The organism is Sandaracinus amylolyticus (assembly GCF_000737325.1).
Classification (GTDB): Bacteria; Myxococcota_A; Polyangia; order Polyangiales; family Sandaracinaceae; genus Sandaracinus; species Sandaracinus amylolyticus.
The window spans coordinates 1,361,867-1,379,947 of the sequence record NZ_CP011125.1; the positions used below are offsets into that span (position 1 = coordinate 1,361,867).

The following is an 18,081-nucleotide window of genomic DNA, read 5'->3' on the forward strand; positions in this document are numbered from 1 at the left end:
ATCACGGCTCGTGACGGGCTCGCGCGCGATGCCGTCGATCGCGGTGCTCCTCCTCCTCGCGTGCGGCGGTGACGGAGATTCGCCGCGCTGCGACGACGCGGGCCTGCCGAGCGCGTGCGAGGACGTGCCGGTGCCCACGTACGAGGCGCTCCATCGCGACGTGCTGCGACCGAGCTGCGGGCGCGACGGTCCGAGCTGTCACGGCGAAGGCAGCCGCATGCCGCTCTCGTTCGTCGACGTCGAGGCCTCGCGCGACGCGCTCCTCGAGCACTACGTCGTGCCCGGCTCGCTCGCGTGCAGCGAGCTGTTCCGACGAGTAACCTCGGACGAACCGTTCGTCCGGATGCCCCCTGCCGAACCGCTCCCGGAGGCCGCTCGATGTGCGATCGCACGCTGGATCGAGGCCAGCGCTCCCTGATGCTGCGTCTCTTCGCTTCGCTGATCCTCACGCTCTCGCTCGCGTCGTGCGACGGTGAGGAGGCACGACGCCCGGTGACGATCGATCTCGAAGGTCGCGTCGGCGATCGCGCGTTCGAGTGCGGTGGCGCGTACGAAGGGATCGGCACCACGTCGAGCACCTTCACCGCGCTCGACTTCCGCTTCTACGTGCACGACGTGCGCGTCGTGCTCGAGGGCGGCGAAGAGGTCCCGGTGCAGCTCGAGGACGACGGCGTCTGGCAGACCGTGTCCTCCGAAGGCGGCGGCATCGCGCTGATCGACTTCGAGGACGGCGACGGCTGCGAGGGCGGCAACGCGCCGACGAACACGCAGCTCGTCGGCACGATCCCGGATCGCGACGGCGCGATCACCGGCGTGCGCTTCCGACTCGGCGTGCCCGAGGCGCGCAACCACCTCGACTCCGCGACCGCGCCGTCGCCGATGAACCTCAGCTCGATGTACTGGGGCTGGCAGGGCGGCTACAAGTACGTGCGCATCGAGGGCGCGAGCACCGGGCAGAGCTCGTGGCTGCTCCACCTCGGCGCGACCGGCTGCAGCGGCGACGCGCGCATGGGCACCCGCACCTGCACCGCGCGCAACGAGGGCTCGATCGCGCTCGACGCGTTCGATCCCGCGCGCGACGTGATCGTCGCGGACCTCGCGTCGATGCTCGCGACGAGCGACGTCGACGCCGACGCCGGCGGCGCGCCGGGCTGCATGTCGGACGCCGACGACCCCGAGTGCGCCGTGCTCTTCGACGCGCTGGGCGTGACGGGCGACGCGCAGTCGCTCTTCCGCGTCGAGGCGCGCAACGAGTGATGCGACGGGCGAGCATCGCGCTCGTCGCGCTGGTGATCGGGCTCGGCTGCGAGGAGCGCAGCGGCTGGCAGTGGGATCTGCCCGCGGGCTTCCCCACGCCCCGCGTGCCCGAGGACAACCCGATGAGCGCCGAGAAGGTCGAGCTCGGGCGCTTCCTCTTCTACGACGTGCGCCTCTCGGGCAACGAGACGCAGTCGTGCGCGAGCTGTCATCGACAGGATCTCGCGTTCACCGACGGCGTCGCGGTCTCGACCGGCTCGACCGGCGATCTCACGCCGCGCGGATCGATGTCGCTCGTCAACGTCGCTTACGTGCCGACGCTGACGTGGGCCAACCCCGCGCTCGTCTCGCTCGAGGACCAGGCGCTCGTTCCGATGTTCGGCGAGCACCCGGTGGAGCTCGGCCTCTCGGGCCGCGAGGACGAGCTGCTCGCGCGCCTGCGCGACGCCACGCTGCCGACCGGCGCGACGTATGGCGAGCTCTTCGCCGCTGCGTTCCCGGGCGAGGGCGATCCGATCACCGTCGCGAACGTCGTGCGCGCGCTCGCGAGCTTCGAGCGCTCGATCGTCAGCGCCCGCGCTCCGTACGATCGCTGGGCGCACCAGGGCGACGAGAGCGCGATGAGCGAGTCCGCGCTGCGCGGGATGGATCTCTTCTTCTCGGAGCGCCTCGAGTGCTTCCACTGCCACGGTGGGTTCAACTTCACCGACTCGGTGGCGCACGACGGGCAGCCGCTCCCCGAGAACGGGTTCCACAACACCGGGCTCTACAACGTCGACGGGCGCGGCGGCTATCCGGAGACCAACCGCGGTCTCTACGACCACACCCGCGATGCGCGCGACATGGGCCGCTTCCGCGCGCCGAGCCTTCGCAACGTCGAGCTGACCGCGCCGTACATGCACGACGGCTCGATCGCGACGCTCGACGAGGTGCTCGATCACTACGCCGCGGGCGGACGCACCGTCGACGGCGGGCCGAACGCCGGCGTCGGCGCGGAGAGCCCGCTCAAGAGCATCTTCCTGCACGGGTTCGAGCTGACGACGCAGGAGCGCGAGGACGTGCTCGCGTTCTTGCGCAGCCTGACCGATCGCGAGGTGCTCACCGATCCGCGCTTCGCGGATCCGTTCTGAGTCATTTCTGCGCGACGCCTACTTCTGCGCGATGCCTACTTCTGCGCGACGATGTCGCGCAGGGTGCGCGCGAGGTCGAACGGATCGACCGGCTTGATCAGCACGCAGTCCCAGAGACGCTCTTCGTTCTCGCGCGCGCTCGTGTGCCCGGTCATCGCGACCAGCGCGACGTGATCCGCGGTGCCCGTCGAGCGCAGCTTCCGCGCGAGGTCCTCGCCGCTCATCGCGCCGAGCGTCAGATCGATGATCGCAGCGCGCGGCGGCTCCGACTCCATCGCGTCGAGCGCGTCCTCGGCGCGCGCGAAGTCGCGGACGGCGAACCCCTGCAGCCGCAGCACCTCCGCAGCGACCTCGCGCGTGTCGTCGTGGTCGTCGACGATGACGACGTCCATCGGAGCGCCGTCTTCGTTCTCCGTTCCGCCTGCCAAAGTATTCACCATCTGGTCCCGTCCTTTACCATCACAAGGGCACCGCGCCGCGCGCTCAGGTGCGGAACTCCTCCGCGTCGATGCTGATCGTCGCGTTGCGATCCTTCTTCCGCCGCGCCATCCGCAGCAGGCTCCGGATGCCGCGCTCGCTCACCGGCTTCGCCACGTGTCGATCGAAGCCCGCGCGCCGCGCCTCCTCGACGTCCTCCGGCTGCGCGTAGCCGGACACCGCGATCAGCACCGGCGACTCCGCGCCGCGCGCCGCGCGCAGCTGGCGCGCGAGCTCGAACCCGTCGAGCTCCGGGAGCCCGAGGTCCAGCAGCGCGAGATCGAACGCCCCCGCGAGGCCCGCCGCGAGCCCGCTCCGTCCGTCGCGTCGGAGCGTGACCTCGTGGCCCCAGCGCTCGAGGAGCAGTGCGAGCATGTCGGCGATGTCCTCGTTGTCCTCGACGACCAGGACGCGGAGCGGCGAACGCGCGGTGCGAAGCATGACGGCGGCCGACCTAGGTCCGGAGCACGTCGCGGCAACCCCGTGATCTCGCGGGAGATCTTTCCGCTCGCGCCGTCGCCTGACAATCCGAGCGCTTGGAGATTGTGGCGACTCGCGACGCGACGAGATGGGCGGTCGCGTAACGCCCCTCACCCCCCCATGCGACCCCGACTGCAATCATCGCCACGTCGTGAGCGCATCGAGTCCGGAGTCCATCCCGCCGCGCGTCGTACAGCGGCGGCGCGTGCGCGCCTCGAGCTCGCGCTCGGGTTGCTCGCGGAGGAGGACGGGATCGAGAGCGCCGAACAGGAGATCACGCTCGCGATCGATCTCCTCTCGCGCGACCTCGGCACGATCGACGAGCTGCGCGCGCAGCTCGACGCGCGCGAGCGCGAGATCGACGAGGCGCGCCGCGAGGCCTCGCGCGCGAAGGCGCAGCTCCTCGCGATGGTCTCCCACGAGCTCCGCACACCGCTGAACGCGATGCTCGGCTACGCGTCGATGCTCTCTCACGGCGTCGGCGGCGCGCTCTCGCCGGAGCAGCAGCACAAGGCCGAGCGCATCGAGGCGAACGGGCGCGAGCTGCTCGGCGTCATCGAGCAGATGCTCGAGCTCGCCGCGCTCGACGCGGGCGCGATGACGGTGGAGCTGCAGGACCTCGATCTCGGGGCCACCGTGCGCGACGCGATCCGCAGCCTCGAGCCCTCGTCGTCGCGTCCCGATCTGCGCGTCGAGCTCGTGATCGACGCCACCGTGCCGCGCCTGCGTACCGATCCCGCGAAGCTCGCGAAGGTCGTGCGCTGTCTCGTGGGCAACGCGCTGAAGTTCACGCGCGAGGGCGAGGTGCGCGTCGACGTCCGACGCGTGCTCCACGGTGCGAGCATCGCGGTGCGCGACACCGGAATCGGCATCGCGCCCGAGGAGCAGTCGCGCGTGTTCGATCCGTTCCACCAGGTCGACGGATCGCCGACGCGAACGGTCGGTGGGACCGGGCTCGGTCTCGCGAGCGCGCGTCGGCTCGCGCGCCTCCTCGGCGGCGACATCACGCTGGAGAGCGCGCTCGGCGAAGGCTCGACGTTCGTGGTGTGGCTCCCCGACGACGAAGCGCGGGGCTGATCCCTCGATCGGGCGATCGGGGGAAGGCCGCTACGTCGATCGCGGAATCTTGTGGACCCGCGCGCCGGCCCTAGGGTGCCCAAGGGGCGGCCGTGCGGCGCGAACGCGTGCGCGCGGTCGGGGGGAGTGCGATGTCACGATCGCAGGGGGACGGTGGCCAACGGCTGCCGGGCGTGGACGCCGCTGGGCTCGCGACGCCGGAGAGGGGCGTCGCGCGTCTGCCGCGCTTCGCGCCGGCGGCGACGCGGAGCGATCCGCTGCGCTCGGAGATCCGGACGGCGTACTCCGACGGCGCCGACTGGCGGACGCGTCTCGAGGGCCTCCTCGCGGCGACGCCCAACCTCATCTGCGCGGTGCGCGGCGACGCGAACGAGATCGTGCTCGCGAGCGAGGCGGTGCAGCGCCTCGCGGGCGACCGCGTGCTCGTCGGTCGCGCGCTCGTCGACGCGCTGCCCGAGGTCGCGACCGACGAGGTGATCGCGGCGATCGACGATCTCCGTCGCACCGGACGCGAGCTGCATCGCTCCGAGGTCTCGGTGTGGATGCGCGACGAGACCGGCGCGATGACGCAGCGCTACTTCGATCTCGTCGGCCGCCCGATCCGCGCGCGGGACGGCGGCGTCGACCTCGTCGCGATGTTCGCGCAGGACGTGACCGAGCTCGTGATCGCGCGGAAGACCGCGGAGTCCGCGAGCCGCGCGAAGGACGAGTTCCTCGCGATGCTGGGGCACGAGCTGCGCAACCCGCTCGCGCCCATCCGCACGGCGCTCGAGCTGCTCGCGCGGCGCGACGGCGGCACGGCGCGCCTCGAGCTCGAGGTGATCGGCCGTCAGGTCGAGCACCTCGTCGGGCTGGTCGACGACCTGCTCGACATCTCGCGGATCGATCGCGGCAAGATCGAGCTCCGCCGCGAGACGGTCGATCTCGCCGAGGTGATCGAGGCCGCGGTGGAGATGGCGGGCCCGCTGATCGCGAAGCGCGAGCAGGAGCTGCGCGTCGACGCGCCGGCGCGCGAGCTCTGGGTCGACGGAGATCGCGCGCGGCTCGTGCAGATCTTCGCGAACCTGATCACGAACGCGTCGAAGTACGGCGAGCCGCGCGGGTGCGTCGAGATCGAGGCGAAGTACGAGCAGCGGCGCATCGCGGTGCGCGTGCGCGACGACGGCGCGGGGATCCCTTCCGAGCTCTTGCCGCGCATCTTCGATCTGTTCGAGCAGGGGCGTCGCACGCTCGATCGCTCGATGGGCGGGCTCGGTCTCGGGCTCGCGATCGTGCGGAGCCTCGTGCGCCTCCACGGCGGCGACGTGTCGGCCGCGAGCGAGGGCGTGGGCCGCGGATCCGAGTTCACCGTGCGGTTGCCCGCCGCCGACGAGCCGACCGAGCGCACCGCGGCGCCGGTGATGCGACGGGTGGAGGCGCCCACCACCGGCGCGGCGCGGCTGCGCGTGCTCGTCGTCGACGACAACGAGGACGCGGCCGATCTGATCGCGGTCGCGCTCGCGACCGAGGGCTACGAGACCGCGACCGCGCACGACGGCGCGAGCGCGCTCGAGACCGCGGGGTGGTTCTCGCCGCACGTCGCGGTGCTCGATCTCGGCCTGCCGGTGATGGACGGCTGCGAGCTCGCGCGGCGCCTGCGCGAGCTGCCGGAGCACGCGCTCGTGCGGCTCGTCGCGGTGACCGGCTTCGGGCACGACTCCGACCGACAGCGCGCGCGCGAGGCGGGGTTCGACGCGCACCTCTTGAAGCCGATCGAGCTCGACGATCTGTGCGACGCGATCGAGGGGCGCTCCGCGTTCGACAACCGCATCACGCGCTGATCGCGCGGCACAGGATCGCAGCGTGCACGACCGCGCTCGGAGGTCGACATTGCGCGAGCGCCCCGCGTCGAGGCCGCGCGCCGCGTAGGCCCGCGCGCGAGTGGTTGTCTCTCGTCGCTCCGCGCTCATGACCGCGGAGAGCGCGCGAGCTCGCGCCCTGTGTGGAACGAGGAGGCGAGGTGACGCGAGGCGCGCTGGGGACCGCGAGCGCCGCGCTCGTGCTCGCAGTCGGGTGCCGAGGGCCACAGTCGGCGCTCGATCCCGGAGGGCGCGAGGCGGCGCAGCTCGCCGATCTGTTCTGGCTGATGACGTGGGGCAGCGCCGTCGTGTGGCTCGCGTCGGTCGGGCTCGCGGTGTACGCGGCGTACGTCCCGCGCGCGCCGATCTCGACCGATGCCGCGAACCGCCTCGTCGTCGTGTTCGGCGCGGTGATCCCGACGCTCGTGCTCGGCGCGCTGCTCGTGCACGGCCTCGGGATGATCCCGGGCCTGCTCGCGCCCGCGCCGCGGGGTGCGCTGGAGATCGAGGTCGTCGGCGAGCAGTGGTGGTGGCGCGTGCGTCATCGCGACGCGGACGGCCGCATCGTCGAGAGCGCGAACGAGCTGCGCCTGCCCGCGGGCGTCCCGGTGCAGCTCTCGCTCGAGACGCGCGACGTCATCCACGCGTTCTGGATCCCCGCGCTCGGCGGCAAGGTCGACATGATCCCGGGGAGGCGCACGCAGCTGCGGCTCGAGCCCACGCGCCCCGGGGTCTATCGCGGAGTCTGCGCGGAGTACTGCGGCACGTCGCACACGTGGATGGCGTTCGCCGCGATCGTCGAGACGCAGCGCGATCACGAGGCGTGGCTCGCGCACGAGCTCGGCGACGCGCTCGAGCCCACGACCGCGATCGCGCGCCGCGGCGCATCGCTGTTCCTCGAGAACGGGTGCAGCGCGTGCCACGCGATCCGGGGCACGGCCGCGGACGGAACGGTCGGCCCCGATCTCACGCACGTCGGGAGCCGCCACACGATCGGCGCGGGCCGTCTCGATCGCGGGCCCGAGGCGCTGCGGCGCTGGATCGCCGATCCCGAGCGGCTGAAGTCCGGCGTGCACATGCCCGCGTTCGAGATGTTGCCGGGCGACGAGCTCGACGCGCTCGCCGCCTACCTGGAGAGCCTGCGATGACGGATCCCGCGCCGCTCCCCGACGCTCCGCCGGAGTCGCTCCGTCGCGCCCAGGAGGAGCGACTGCTCGCTGTGTGGAAATCGCCCGAGGGGCTCCGCTACTTCTCCGACGTCAACAACAGTCGAGTCGGTGTCTGGTACACCGCCGTCGCGTTCCTGTTCTTCTTCTTCGGCGGCGTGCTCGCGCTCCTGATGCGCATCCAGCTCGCGGTGTCGGAGAACGACTTCCTCTCTGCGGAGACCTACAACCAGACGTTCACCGTGCACGGCTCGGTGATGATGTTCCTCTTCGCGATTCCGATCTTCGAGGCGATCGCGGTGACGCTGATGCCGCAGATGCTCGGCGCGCGCGATCTGCCGTTCCCGCGGCTCGCGGCGTTCGGATTCTGGTGCTTCGTGATCGGCGGTCTCTTCTTGAGCGGATCGATCTTCTTCGACGCGGCGCCCCGCGGCGGCTGGTTCATGTATCCGCCGCTCACGTCGAGCTACCAACCGGACATCGGCGCCGACATCTGGCTGCTCGGATTCTCGTTCATCGAGGTCGCGGCGATCGCGTCGGCGGTGGAGCTGATCGTCGGTGCGCTCAAGTGCCGCCCTCCCGGGATGCGCATCCACCTCATTCCGCTCTACGTCTGGTACACGCTCGTCGCGGCGGTGATGATCGTGTTCGCGTTCCCGCCGCTGATCACCGGGAGCATGCTGCTCGAGCTCGAGCGCGAATTCGACTGGCCGTTCTTCGACGCGAGCCGCGGGGGCGATCCGCTCCTCTGGCAGCACCTCTTCTGGCTCTTCGGCCATCCCGAGGTCTACATCATCTTCCTTCCGTCGATTGCGCTCGTCGCGATGATCGTGCCGACGTTCGCGCGCAAACCGATGGTCGGATATGGGTGGATCGTCCTCGCCGCGATCGGGATCGGATTCCTGAGCTTCGGGCTCTGGGTCCACCACATGTACACGACCGGACTGCCGGGGATCTCGCTCGGCTTGTTCTCGGCGGCGTCGGCGGCAGTCGCGATCCCGACCGGCGTTCAATTCTTCTGCTTCGTCGCCACGCTGCTCGTCGGGCGCGTCGCGCGCTCGGTGCCGCTCCTCTGGGTGATCGGGAGCATGGCGATCTTCGTGTTCGGCGGGCTCACCGGCGTGATGCTCGCGCTCGCGCCCTTCGACTTCCAAGCGCACGACAGCTTCTTCGTCGTCGGGCACTTCCACTACGTGCTGATCGGAGGAGCGATCTTTCCGATCATCGCGGGGCTCTATTACTTCTATCCGATCGTCCGCGGAAAGATGCTCTCGGACCGACTGGGCACGATCGCATTCTGGCTCGCGTTCGTCGGATTCAACGTCGCATTCCTCCCGATGCACCTCTCCGGGATGCGCGGGATGCCACGGCGCGTGTTCACGTATCCCGCGGAGCTCGGGCTCGACGGGCTCAACATGGCGTCGACGATCGGCGCGTTCGTGCTCGCGGCGGGCCTCTTCGTCATCGCGTTCGACATGCTCCGTCCGCGCCGCAAGGAGCCCTACGCGCGGCGCAATCCGTGGGACGCGGGCACGCTCGAGTGGGTCCAGGAGATGCCCGGCAAGTCGTGGGGGATCCGATCGATCCCCGAGATCGACTCGCGCCATCCGATCTGGGATCAGCCGAACCTGATCCGCGACATCGACGAAGGTCGTTTCTATCTGCCCGACGCCGAGGAAGGTCTGCGCGAGACGCTCGTCACGTCGGTCATCGACGCACGTCCGCTGCAGTGCCAGCGACTGCCCGGTCCGAGCTGGCTCCCGCTCGTCGCGGCGGTGACGCTCGGTGGGTTCTTCGTGCTCGGCACGTTCGCGCAGTGGGCGGCCGCGCTCGTGAGCCTCGTGCTCGCGGCGTGCGTGATCTGGCGCTGGCTGTGGGTCGGCACCGCGTGGAAGCCCGAGAAGGCGGAGAAGGACGTCGGGCTCGGCGTGCGACTGCCGATCTCGGTCTCGGGATCGCAGTCGGTCGGGTGGTGGGGACTGCTCGTCACGATGCTCGCGGACTTCACTGCGTTCGTGTCGATCGTGTTCGGCTATTTCTTCTTCTGGACCATCCACGAAGACTTCCCGCCTCCCAGCTCGGAGGGGCCCGGCGTGGCGTGGCCCGCGCTCGGCGCAGCGCTCGTGCTCGGCGCGTGGGCGCTCGTGGTGCTCTGCCGTCGCCTGCTCCGGCGCACGAGCGCGCGGACGTTCCACCTCGCGCTCCTCGGCGCGATCGCGCTCGCGGTGGCGAGCGTGCCCGCGTTGCTCGCCGGGCCCTACCTGAGCGGGCTCGATCCGACGCGCCACGCGTACGACGCGACGGTGTGGCTGCTCCTCGCGTGGACGGCGCTCCACGTCGTGCTCGGCGTGCTCATGCAGGTCCACTGTCTCGCGCGTCGGATCGTGGGGCACATGACGCCCGAGCACGACATCGATCTCCACAACGTCGTGCTCTATTGGCACTTCACGGTCCTCACCGCCGTGATCACGGCGCTCGTGGTCGCCGGCTTCCCGAGCGTCGCATGAGCGTCGCCGAGGAACACGAGAGCCGCTCCGAGGAGCGCGAGAGCCTGTGGAACCTCGTCGTCCCACCGGCGACCTGGGCCGCGCACTTCCTCGCGTCGTACATCACGGCCGCGATCTGGTGCGCGAAGGTCGTGGGCCGCGCGGGATCGCTGTCGAGCGCGCGCACCGCGATCTTCGTGTACACCGCGGTCGCGCTGATCGTGCTCGTCGTGCTCGGCGCGCGCGGCTATCGGCGCCACGCGACCGGCGCGCCCCCCCACGGCGCTCGGCGCCATCACGACGAGGACACGGCGGAGTCGAGGCATCGCTTCCTCGGCCTCGCGACGTTCCTGCTCTCGGCGCTCGGCGTCGTCGCCGTCACGTACGCCGCGATCGCGGCGCTCGTCGTGGGGACGTGCCGGTGAGCGGGCGCTCCGCGCTCGTGCTCGGGCTCGTCGTGCTCGCCGCGGTGTGGCTCGTGCCGCTCGCCGACGTGCTCCCGGGCCCATTCCTCGCGCACATGACGATGCACATGGGCGTCGTCGCGGTCGCGGCGCCGCTGCTCGCGCTCGGCGTCGCGGGCACGCGCTTCGACCCGGTCCGCCGCGCGCCGCGCTGGCTCGCGCCGATCCCCGCGTCGTTCGGCGAGCTCGTCGTGGTGTGGGGCTGGCACGCGCCCGCGCTGCACCAGGTCGCGCGCGAGACCGCGCTCGGCTTCGCGCTCGAGCAGGGGAGCTTCCTCGCGACCGGCGTGTGGCTGTGGGCGTCGGCGCTCTGCGGCGACGAGCATCGCGCCGCGAGCCGCCGCGCGGTCGGCGTCGTCGCGCTGCTGCTCACGTCGATGCACATGACGCTGCTCGGCGCGCTGATCGCGCTCGCGCCGCGCCCCCTCTACGCGCATGCGTGCCACCGCGCGTCGTCGCTCACGCCCCTCGAGGACCAGCAGATCGGCGGCGCGATCATGCTCGCGGTCGGCGCGGCGTCGTACCTCGCGGGCGGGGTCGCGCTCTCCGCGCGGCTCGTGCGGGAGGCGCGGGCATGAAGCGCGCGCTGCGCTGGACGCTCCGGGGCGCGGCGCTCGCCGTCGTGCTCGCGCTCGGCGGGTTCCTGCTCGCGCTCTCCGGGATCGTGCCGATCGGCGCGAGCGGAGGGCACTGGGCGATCACCGAGTGGATGCTGCAGTTCGGAAAGCGCCGCTCGATCGCGACCCACACGCTCTTCGCCGCTCCCGTCGAGCTCGGCGAGCCGTGGCTCGTGCTGAAAGGCGCCGGGCACTACGAGACCGGCTGTCGCCCCTGCCACGGCAGCCCCGATCTCCCGAGCCCGCGCATCGCGCGCGCGATGCTCCCGCGCCCGCCGTACCTGCCCGACGTGATCGCGGAGCGCGAGCCCGAGGAGCTCTTCTACGTCGTGAAGCACGGCCTCAAGTTCACCGGCATGCCCGCGTGGCCCGCGGCGCATCGCGACGACGAGGTGCGCGCGATGGTCGCGTTCCTGCTCGCGATGCCGGAGCTCGACGCCGCCGAGTACCTCGAGCTCGTCCACGGCGAAGCGACGCACGACACGACCGCGGCCGCGCTCCCCGATCTCGTCGAGTCCGCGCAGGTGCCCGACGTCGTCGCGCACAACTGCGCGCGCTGTCACGGGAACGACGGTCGCGGGCGCGGTCTTGCCGCGTTCCCCACGCTCGCGGGGCAGTCTCGCGAGTACCTCGAGCGCGCGCTCGACGCCTACGCGGAGGGCGATCGGCACAGCGGGATCATGCAGCCCGTCGCCGCCGATCTGACCCAGGCCGATCGTCACGCCGCGGCCGCGTACTACGCCGCGCTCGCTCCGGGCGCGCCGGTCGAGCACGCGGGGCCCGAGGAGCGCATCGCACGCGGCGCGGAGATCGCGCGCCGCGGCATCGCGGAGCGCGGAGCGCCTTCGTGCCGCGACTGCCACGGGCCCGCGGAGTGGGCGCGCAATCCCGCGTATCCGCGGCTCGCCGGTCAGTTCGCGGACTACCTCGCGCTCCAGCTCGAGCTCTTCCGATCGGGCCACCGCGGCGGATCGCGGTACTCGGAGCTCATGCACCACGTCGCGCCGCGGCTGACGCCCGAGGACATCCGCGACGTCGCGCTCTACTACGCCTCTCGCGACCCGTCGTCGGACGCGGCGCACGCGAGCGAGTGAGCCACGACGCGCCCGAACGAGAGCAAGCGGGGCTGCGGCCCCGCGCGCAGCGTTCGGGGCGGGTCGGTCGTCGAAGAGCCCCCACGCCCACGACCGCGTCGACGCCCACGATCACGTCGGCGATCTGCGCCGCGCGCGGCGTTGGGAACGTGGTCGTGGTCGTGGTCGTGAGCGTGGTCGTGGTCGGCCTCTTCGCGGGGAACGGCCGCCCACGCCCACGACCACGTCGACGCCCACGATCACGTCGGCGATCTGCGCCGCGCGCGTCGTTGCGAACGTGGACGTGAGCGTGGTCGTGGTCGGCCTCTTCGCGGGGAACGGCCGCCCACGACCACGACCACGCCGACGCCCACGATCACGTCGGCGATCTGCGCCGCGCGCGTCGTTGCGAACGTGGACGTGGTCGTGGTCGTGAGCGTGGTCGTGGTCGTGAGCGTGGTCGTGGTCGGCCTCTTCGCGGGGAACGGCCGCCCACGCCCACGACCACGTCGACGCCCACGATCACGTCGGCGATCTGCGCCGCGCGCGGCGTTGGGGAACGTGGTCGTGGTCGGCTCTTCGGTCCGAACGGTCGACCACGACCTCCCGCGAGCTCAATGCGTCACGAACGTGCGGATCGGGATCGAGAGCCCGTCTCCCGGCGACGCGGTGATCTCCACACGACCCGCGTGCGGGCCCGGCTCCGCGCCCTGCAGCTCGAGCGCGACGAGGCGCTCCTCGCCGGGCAGCACGCGCTCCAGGCGCACCGAGAACGGCGAGCCCGGGCTCGGCTCGGGGATCATCGCGACCTGCTCGAACGACTGCGCGAGGTCGTCCGACAGCGCGATCTCCACGTCGCACGGCACGTCCGACGTGTTGCGCACCTCGATGTCGACCGGCGCGGCGTCGTCACCGCCGAGGTGCTCCGCCAGGTGGATGCGCGCTTCGATCGAGGGGCTGCGATAGACCGCGTCCGAGAGCGAGTGTCCGTGCAAGAGCTCCGCGAAGCCGAGCAGCGAGGCCATCACCACGAGCGGCGTACGCGCGCGCTCGACCAACCACTGCATCACGTCTCGCACGCTCGTCGCTTCCACCGCGCCACCCCTGAGGCCGCTCGAGCCAGCCTCGCTGCTGCCGCCCGGGGCGCTCGTCGCAAGCTCCACGCCATCGAGCCACGCGGCGCGCGCGCACCACGCGTGTCGTGTGGACGTGGCCACGCCCCTCCGCGAGCCCCACACGATCTGGGGCAACCTCGGACCGAGCGCGTGCGCGCACGTGACAGAGGTCCACGCGACGCGCTGCTCGGATCCCGGCGCCGTGGAGCTCCGATGCGCTGGTACCCGGGTTGCCTGGGGACGGCGCTCGGACATGGAACGCATGCAGCGCATCGCCTCGCTCGCGCCGACCGACCCGATGCCGCGACCCGGCGCGCACGTGGTCGAAGGAGGAGTCCGCTTCCGCGTGCCGACGCACGCGAGCGACGTCTCGGTGGTGCTGGTCGCGCCCGACGGAACGCGTCGCATCCGCGCGCTCCCGCGCGTGAGAGACGGGCTGCACGAGGCCGTCGTCCCCGGGATCGGCGCGGGCACGCGCTACCTGCTGCGCATCGGCGATCGCGAGCTGCCCGATCCGTTCGCGCGCTCGCTCCCCGAGGGCCCGCGCGGCGCCGCCGAGGTGCTCGCGCCGCTCGCGCCGCGCGCGCCGCGGCGCCCTCTCGACATGGCCGGCGCGCCGGTGATCTACGAGCTCCACGTCGGCACGTTCACGCGCGAGGGCACGTTCGCGGCGGCGCGCGAGAAGCTGCCGCACCTCGCGGCGCTCGGCGTCGACGCGATCGAGCTGATGCCCGTCGCGAGCTTCCCCGGCGCGCGCGGCTGGGGCTACGACGGCGTCGCGCTGCTCGCGCCGCACGCGGCGTACGGCGCGCCCGAGGAGCTCGTGCGCTTCGTCGACGAGGCGCACCGGCTCGGGCTCTCGGTGCTGCTCGACGTCGTGCTCAACCACTTCGGGCCCGACGCGAACTGGCTGCCCGCGATCGATCCCTCGCTGTTCGACGAGGACGAGCCGACGCCATGGGGCGCGGCGCCCCGCTTCGCGCATCCGGCGATGCGCGCGCTCGCGCGCGAGGTGCTGCGCCTGTACGTCGTCGAGTACGGCTTCGACGGGCTGCGCCTCGACGCGACGCACGCCATCGTCGATCGCACCGGGACCCACGTCATCGCGGAGCTCGCGCAGATCGCGCGCGGGCTCCCCGGGCCGCCGGTGTTGATCGCGGAGGACGAGCGCCGCGATCCGATGCTCTTCGATCGGCTCCACCTCGACGGCACCTGGGCCGACGACTTCCACCACGCGGTCCACGTGCTGCTGACCGGCGAGCGCGACGGCTACTACGCGCCCTACGAGCCGACGCTCTCCACGCTCGCCGACGTGCTGCGCGCAGGGTGGCGCGGCCCGGCGCGCAGCGATCGCGAGCGCTTCGTCTACTGCCTCGAGAACCACGACCAGACCGGCAACCGCGCGATGGGCGATCGCTTCTGGAGCCTCGCGCGCGAGGAGGACGCGCGCGCCGCGACGCTGCTGATGCTCTTCGCGCCGTCGAGCGTGCTGCTCTTCCAAGGCCAGGAGTGGGGCACGCGCGTCCCCTTCCTCTACTTCACCGATCACGAGCCCGAGCTCGGCGCGAAGGTCTCCGAGGGCCGGCGCTCGGAGTTCGCGCAGTTCCCGGCGTTCCGCGACCCCGCGTCGCGCGCGCGCATCCCGGACCCCCAGGACGAGCAGACGTTCCTGCGCGCGAAGGTCGACTGGAGCGAGCGAGAGCGCGCGCCGCACGACGCGATCCTCGCGCTCCATCGCGCGGCGCTGTCGCTGCGCAAGAGCGACCCCGTGCTGCGCGACGCGCGCGCGGAGTGGCAGGTCGCGCGGCACGGCGAGATGTTGATCGTCACGCGCGCGTCGCGCGGACAGCGCCGCGTGCTCGCGTGGAACCTCGGTCACGAGCCGCGCGACCTGCCCGCGGGGCGCGTGCTGCTCGCGTCGCGCGGCGACGCGGTGCAGGAGCGCCGGATTGCGCCGCGCTGCGCGGCGATCCTCGAGGGTTGATTCGATCACTCGGTGATCGCGCGGATGACGCGGCAGGGGTTCCCTGCCGCGAGCACGCCCTCGGGCACGTCGCGCGTGACGATGCTGCCCGCGCCGATCACCGCGCGCGACCCGATCCGCACGCCGGGCAGGATGATCGCGCCGCCGCCGACCCACACGTCGGCGCCGATCTCGATCGGCTTGCCGTACTCCTTCACGCGCCGCTCCGCGGCGTTCAGCGGGTGCAGCGGCGTGAGGATCTGGACCGCGGGGCCGAACATCGTGAAGTCCCCGATCGTCACGCGGCAGACGTCGAGCACCACGCAATTGAAATTGAAGTAAACGCGCTCGCCGAGCTCGATGTTCGCCCCGTAGTCGCAGTAGAACGGCGGCTGCATCCACACGCTGTCGCCGCCGCGGCCGAACAGATCGCGCAGGATCGCGCGGCGCGCGTCGACCTCGCGCTCGCGGGTGGCGTTGAGGGCCTGACAGAGATCGCGCGCGCGCTCGCGCGTCGCGACGAGCTCGGGGTCGAGCGCGTCGTAGCGCTCACCGGCCAGCATCTTCTCGCGCTCGGACGTCATCCGAGACCGGCATCGGCCCGACGCCCGCGACCACAAGCGCGTCGATCGTGCGCCACGCCTCGCCGCATCGGGTCGCCGGCGCGGCGCGAGGGTCGAGACCATCGCCGCGCTGCGTCGACGGCGCGGCGCGAGGGTCGCGACCGCGCGAGCGCGACGTCGACGGCGATGATCGAGGGTCGAGACCTCGGGCGCGCTGCGTCGACCGCGCAGCGCGAGGGTCGCGACCGCGCGACGGCGACGTCGATCGCGGCGACCGAGGGTCGAGACCGTCGGGGTGCGGCGTCGACGGCGCAGCGCGACGGTGCCGACCCTCACGCGCCTCGTTCGACGGCGCCGGGCGAGGGTGATCACCGTCCCGACGCGCCGTCGATCGAGGGCCGAGACGGTGAAGACCCTCCGCGCCCGCCGTCGACGGCGTAGCGGGAGGGTCTTCACCCCGAAAACGTGGGAAAAACCGCGCTCAGACCTCGGGGATGGGGTCGCTCGGCGGCGGGCCTGCGGGCTCGGGCGCGGCGGGCCCGGGCGGGCCTGCGGGCCGCGTCGCGGGCTCCGCGCGCTGCTGCGACGCGCGGAACGCGTCGATCGGCGCGAGCGCCTTGCGCAGCCGCGGGTGGTTCTCGGGGTTGCTCGGCGGGTGCTCGGCGAACAGCGCGAACACGTACTCCTGGACGGCCACCTGCAGCGCGCGCAGCGGCTCGCGCACGCCGACCGTCGCGGCGTCGGCGGCCTCGGTGATCCGGAGCGCCTCTCCGTACGACGCGTGCGCGCGACGGATGAACGCGAGGTACGGCGCGCCGACGAGGCGATCGAGCTCGGCCCCGAGCCCGTCGGCGTCGATCTGCGCGAGCAGGCGGTCGGCGTGCGCCCACTGGCTCGTGTACGTGAGCTGGGTGAAGGCGAGCCCGTCGGGGAAGACGCGCTCGAGCATCGCGCGAGCGCGCGTCGCGCGCGCGTCGTCGGCGGGCGTGCCGGTGATGAGCGTGATCGACTCGAGCGCCCAATTCAGCGCTCGCCACGACGCATCGGCCACGGCGTCGAAGGCGCGGCGATCGGGATCGCCGATCTTCACGCGCGCGGTCCACGCGTCGCGCAGCGCGATGACCGACGCGCGCAGCGCGCGTGCGCTGGCGCGGACGCGTGAGTCGCGCGACGCGTCGGTCGGGACCGCGGCGAGGACCGCGACGCCCAGCGAGTACGCGCCGGGCACGTCGGTGGCCGGAGCGCGGGTGTAGAGGTTCGGATCGAATTCGGTGGTCACGAGCAATGCCTCCCTCGCGCGGGAGCATCGCTGGCCGGAGCGCGCGCGACCATGTCCGCAACGTCGGGGCAGACGCGCGCGCGATGGCGCGACTACGTTCGAGCGTCTCGACCGGAGGAAACGAGATGGCGACCAAGGCGAAGAGCGCGATCCCCGAGGGCTATCACAGCGTCACGCCGTACTTGATCGTGAAGGGCGCCGCGAAGGCGATCGAGTGGTACGCGCGCGCGCTCGGCGCGAACGAGCTGTACCGGATGGACGGTCCGGGGGGCAGCATCGTCCATGCGGAGATCCAGATCGGCGACTCGCGCGTGATGCTCGCCGACGAGTCGCCGGAGATGGGCGCGACCGCGCCGGGATCGCTGGGCGGCACGCCGGTCGGGCTGATGCTCTACGTGACCGACGTGGACGCGGTGTTCGCGCGGGCGGTGAAGGAAGGCGCGAAGCAGGAGCGTCCGGTCGCGGATCAGTTCTACGGCGATCGCATGGGCTCGATGGTCGATCCGTTCGGCCACAAGTGGACGATCGGCACCCACGTGGAGGACGTCTCGCCCGAAGAGATGGAGGCGCGCCACCGCGAGTTCATGGCGAAGATGGGGCAGGGCAAGAAGTGAAACGGAAGAGGCCCGACCGCTGGTCGGGCCTCTTCGCTGTCCGCTCGACGACGCGTGCGCGACCCGTCGTTGCGCGCTACGCGCGCCGCCGCTCGGCGGCCTTCGCGAGCGCGTCGACGCTCTCGAGATAGACCGCCGCCGCGCTGCGCTCTTCTTCGCTCCCGAGCCGCGCGCACGACCAGCGCGCGTGCGCTCGGCACGTCGCGTCGATCGCCTCGCGCAGCGCGGGCGAGTCCACGTGGCGTGCGGTGCGCGCGAGGTCGACCAGCGTGCGGTCGATGTCGTCGAGCAGATCCTCGAGGCGCGCCTCGGCGCGACGCCCGGAGAGCAGCTGGCGCGCGGCGTGGTCGATCTCGCCCTGGATCTCCAGGAGGCGCTCCACCAACCGGCGGGCGCGGTGATCAGCCAGCGGGATCAGTGCGGCGAGGGCCACGCTCGAAGCACCTAGTCCCAGTGTGCGCGATCACGAGGGGCCATTTCGT

Annotated in this window: 18 protein-coding genes; 12 read left to right on the top strand and 6 right to left on the bottom strand. The window is 72.1% G+C overall.

What is annotated here, in order from left to right:
• Positions 1-10 precede the first annotated feature (10 nt).
• The 3 genes from DB32_RS05670 to DB32_RS05680 are packed head-to-tail and all read left to right on the top strand — an operon-like array spanning position 11 to position 2,387.
• Positions 11-418 carry a c-type cytochrome domain-containing protein gene (locus DB32_RS05670; protein ID WP_053231403.1) on the top strand — a complete coding sequence of 136 codons (408 nt, stop codon included), beginning with the start codon at positions 11-13 and terminating at the stop codon, positions 416-418.
• Positions 418-1,257: an MbnP family copper-binding protein gene (locus tag DB32_RS05675; protein WP_053231404.1), complete on the top strand. Its 840-nt coding sequence runs from the start codon at positions 418-420 to the stop codon at positions 1,255-1,257. The genes DB32_RS05670 and DB32_RS05675 overlap by 1 nt, the downstream gene beginning before the upstream one ends.
• A complete protein-coding gene (locus DB32_RS05680) occupies positions 1,257-2,387 on the top strand; it encodes a methanobactin export MATE transporter MbnM (RefSeq protein ID WP_053231405.1) in 1,131 nt (376 codons plus the stop codon). The genes DB32_RS05675 and DB32_RS05680 overlap by 1 nt, the downstream gene beginning before the upstream one ends.
• A gap of 35 nt (positions 2,388-2,422) precedes the next feature.
• On the opposite strand, the gene DB32_RS05685 is transcribed toward DB32_RS05680, so the two are convergent.
• Positions 2,423-2,779: a response regulator gene (locus DB32_RS05685; RefSeq protein ID WP_053231406.1), complete on the bottom strand. Its 357-nt coding sequence runs from the start codon at positions 2,777-2,779 to the stop codon at positions 2,423-2,425.
• Between the two features lie 91 nt (positions 2,780-2,870).
• Positions 2,871-3,305: a response regulator gene (locus DB32_RS05690; protein ID WP_053231407.1), complete on the bottom strand. Its 435-nt coding sequence runs from the start codon at positions 3,303-3,305 to the stop codon at positions 2,871-2,873.
• A gap of 159 nt (positions 3,306-3,464) precedes the next feature.
• On the opposite strand from DB32_RS05690, the gene DB32_RS05695 reads away from it, so the two are divergent.
• The 7 genes from DB32_RS05695 to DB32_RS05725 all read left to right on the top strand — a co-directional run bounded on the left by DB32_RS05695 (position 3,465) and on the right by DB32_RS05725 (position 12,086).
• Positions 3,465-4,421: a sensor histidine kinase gene (locus DB32_RS05695; protein WP_083457168.1), complete on the top strand. Its 957-nt coding sequence runs from the start codon at positions 3,465-3,467 to the stop codon at positions 4,419-4,421.
• 173 nt (positions 4,422-4,594) lie between these two features.
• On the top strand, positions 4,595-6,241 hold the full coding sequence (locus tag DB32_RS05700; protein WP_053231409.1) for a hybrid sensor histidine kinase/response regulator: 1,647 nt from the start codon (positions 4,595-4,597) through the stop codon (positions 6,239-6,241).
• 179 nt (positions 6,242-6,420) lie between these two features.
• The gene (gene coxB / locus DB32_RS05705; RefSeq protein ID WP_083457170.1) at positions 6,421-7,407 is read left to right on the top strand and encodes a cytochrome c oxidase subunit II; all 987 of its coding nucleotides are present in this window, start codon (positions 6,421-6,423) and stop codon (positions 7,405-7,407) included.
• Complete coding sequence (gene ctaD, locus DB32_RS05710) at positions 7,404-9,932, top strand: cytochrome c oxidase subunit I (RefSeq protein ID WP_053231410.1); 2,529 nt, start codon at positions 7,404-7,406, stop codon at positions 9,930-9,932. The genes coxB and ctaD overlap by 4 nt, the downstream gene beginning before the upstream one ends.
• A complete protein-coding gene (locus tag DB32_RS47980; protein WP_053231411.1) occupies positions 9,929-10,336 on the top strand; it encodes a hypothetical protein in 408 nt (135 codons plus the stop codon). Before ctaD ends, DB32_RS47980 begins: the two co-directional genes overlap by 4 nt.
• Positions 10,333-10,953: a cytochrome c oxidase assembly protein gene (locus DB32_RS05720; protein ID WP_205627028.1), complete on the top strand. Its 621-nt coding sequence runs from the start codon at positions 10,333-10,335 to the stop codon at positions 10,951-10,953. The genes DB32_RS47980 and DB32_RS05720 overlap by 4 nt, the downstream gene beginning before the upstream one ends.
• Positions 10,950-12,086 (top strand): c-type cytochrome, encoded by a 1,137-nt coding sequence (locus DB32_RS05725; protein ID WP_053231412.1) that lies wholly within the window; start codon positions 10,950-10,952, stop codon positions 12,084-12,086. Before DB32_RS05720 ends, DB32_RS05725 begins: the two co-directional genes overlap by 4 nt.
• 593 nt (positions 12,087-12,679) lie before the next feature.
• On the opposite strand, the gene DB32_RS05730 is transcribed toward DB32_RS05725, so the two are convergent.
• Positions 12,680-13,159 carry a hypothetical protein gene (locus DB32_RS05730; RefSeq protein ID WP_053231413.1) on the bottom strand — a complete coding sequence of 160 codons (480 nt, stop codon included), beginning with the start codon at positions 13,157-13,159 and terminating at the stop codon, positions 12,680-12,682.
• A 283-nt stretch (positions 13,160-13,442) separates the two neighbouring features.
• On the opposite strand from DB32_RS05730, the gene DB32_RS05735 reads away from it, so the two are divergent.
• The gene (locus DB32_RS05735) at positions 13,443-15,164 is read left to right on the top strand and encodes an alpha-amylase family glycosyl hydrolase (RefSeq protein ID WP_169791353.1); all 1,722 of its coding nucleotides are present in this window, start codon (positions 13,443-13,445) and stop codon (positions 15,162-15,164) included.
• Positions 15,165-15,169: 5 nt separating this feature from the next.
• On the opposite strand, the gene DB32_RS05740 is transcribed toward DB32_RS05735, so the two are convergent.
• Together DB32_RS05740 and DB32_RS05750 are read right to left on the bottom strand one after the other, a co-directional pair.
• Positions 15,170-15,727 (bottom strand): sugar O-acetyltransferase, encoded by a 558-nt coding sequence (locus tag DB32_RS05740; protein ID WP_053231415.1) that lies wholly within the window; start codon positions 15,725-15,727, stop codon positions 15,170-15,172.
• A 460-nt stretch (positions 15,728-16,187) separates the two neighbouring features.
• Positions 16,188-16,985, bottom strand: a complete 798-nt coding sequence (locus DB32_RS05750; RefSeq protein WP_157068754.1) for a hypothetical protein — start codon at positions 16,983-16,985, stop codon at positions 16,188-16,190.
• A 125-nt stretch (positions 16,986-17,110) separates the two neighbouring features.
• On the opposite strand from DB32_RS05750, the gene DB32_RS05755 reads away from it, so the two are divergent.
• The gene (locus tag DB32_RS05755; RefSeq protein WP_053231418.1) at positions 17,111-17,599 is read left to right on the top strand and encodes a VOC family protein; all 489 of its coding nucleotides are present in this window, start codon (positions 17,111-17,113) and stop codon (positions 17,597-17,599) included.
• A 76-nt stretch (positions 17,600-17,675) separates the two neighbouring features.
• Here the strand turns inward: DB32_RS05755 and DB32_RS05760 are convergent, their stop codons facing one another.
• Entirely contained in the window at positions 17,676-18,032 is a 357-nt protein-coding gene (locus DB32_RS05760) for a hypothetical protein (protein ID WP_157068755.1), read from the bottom strand.
• Positions 18,033-18,081 lie beyond the last annotated feature (49 nt).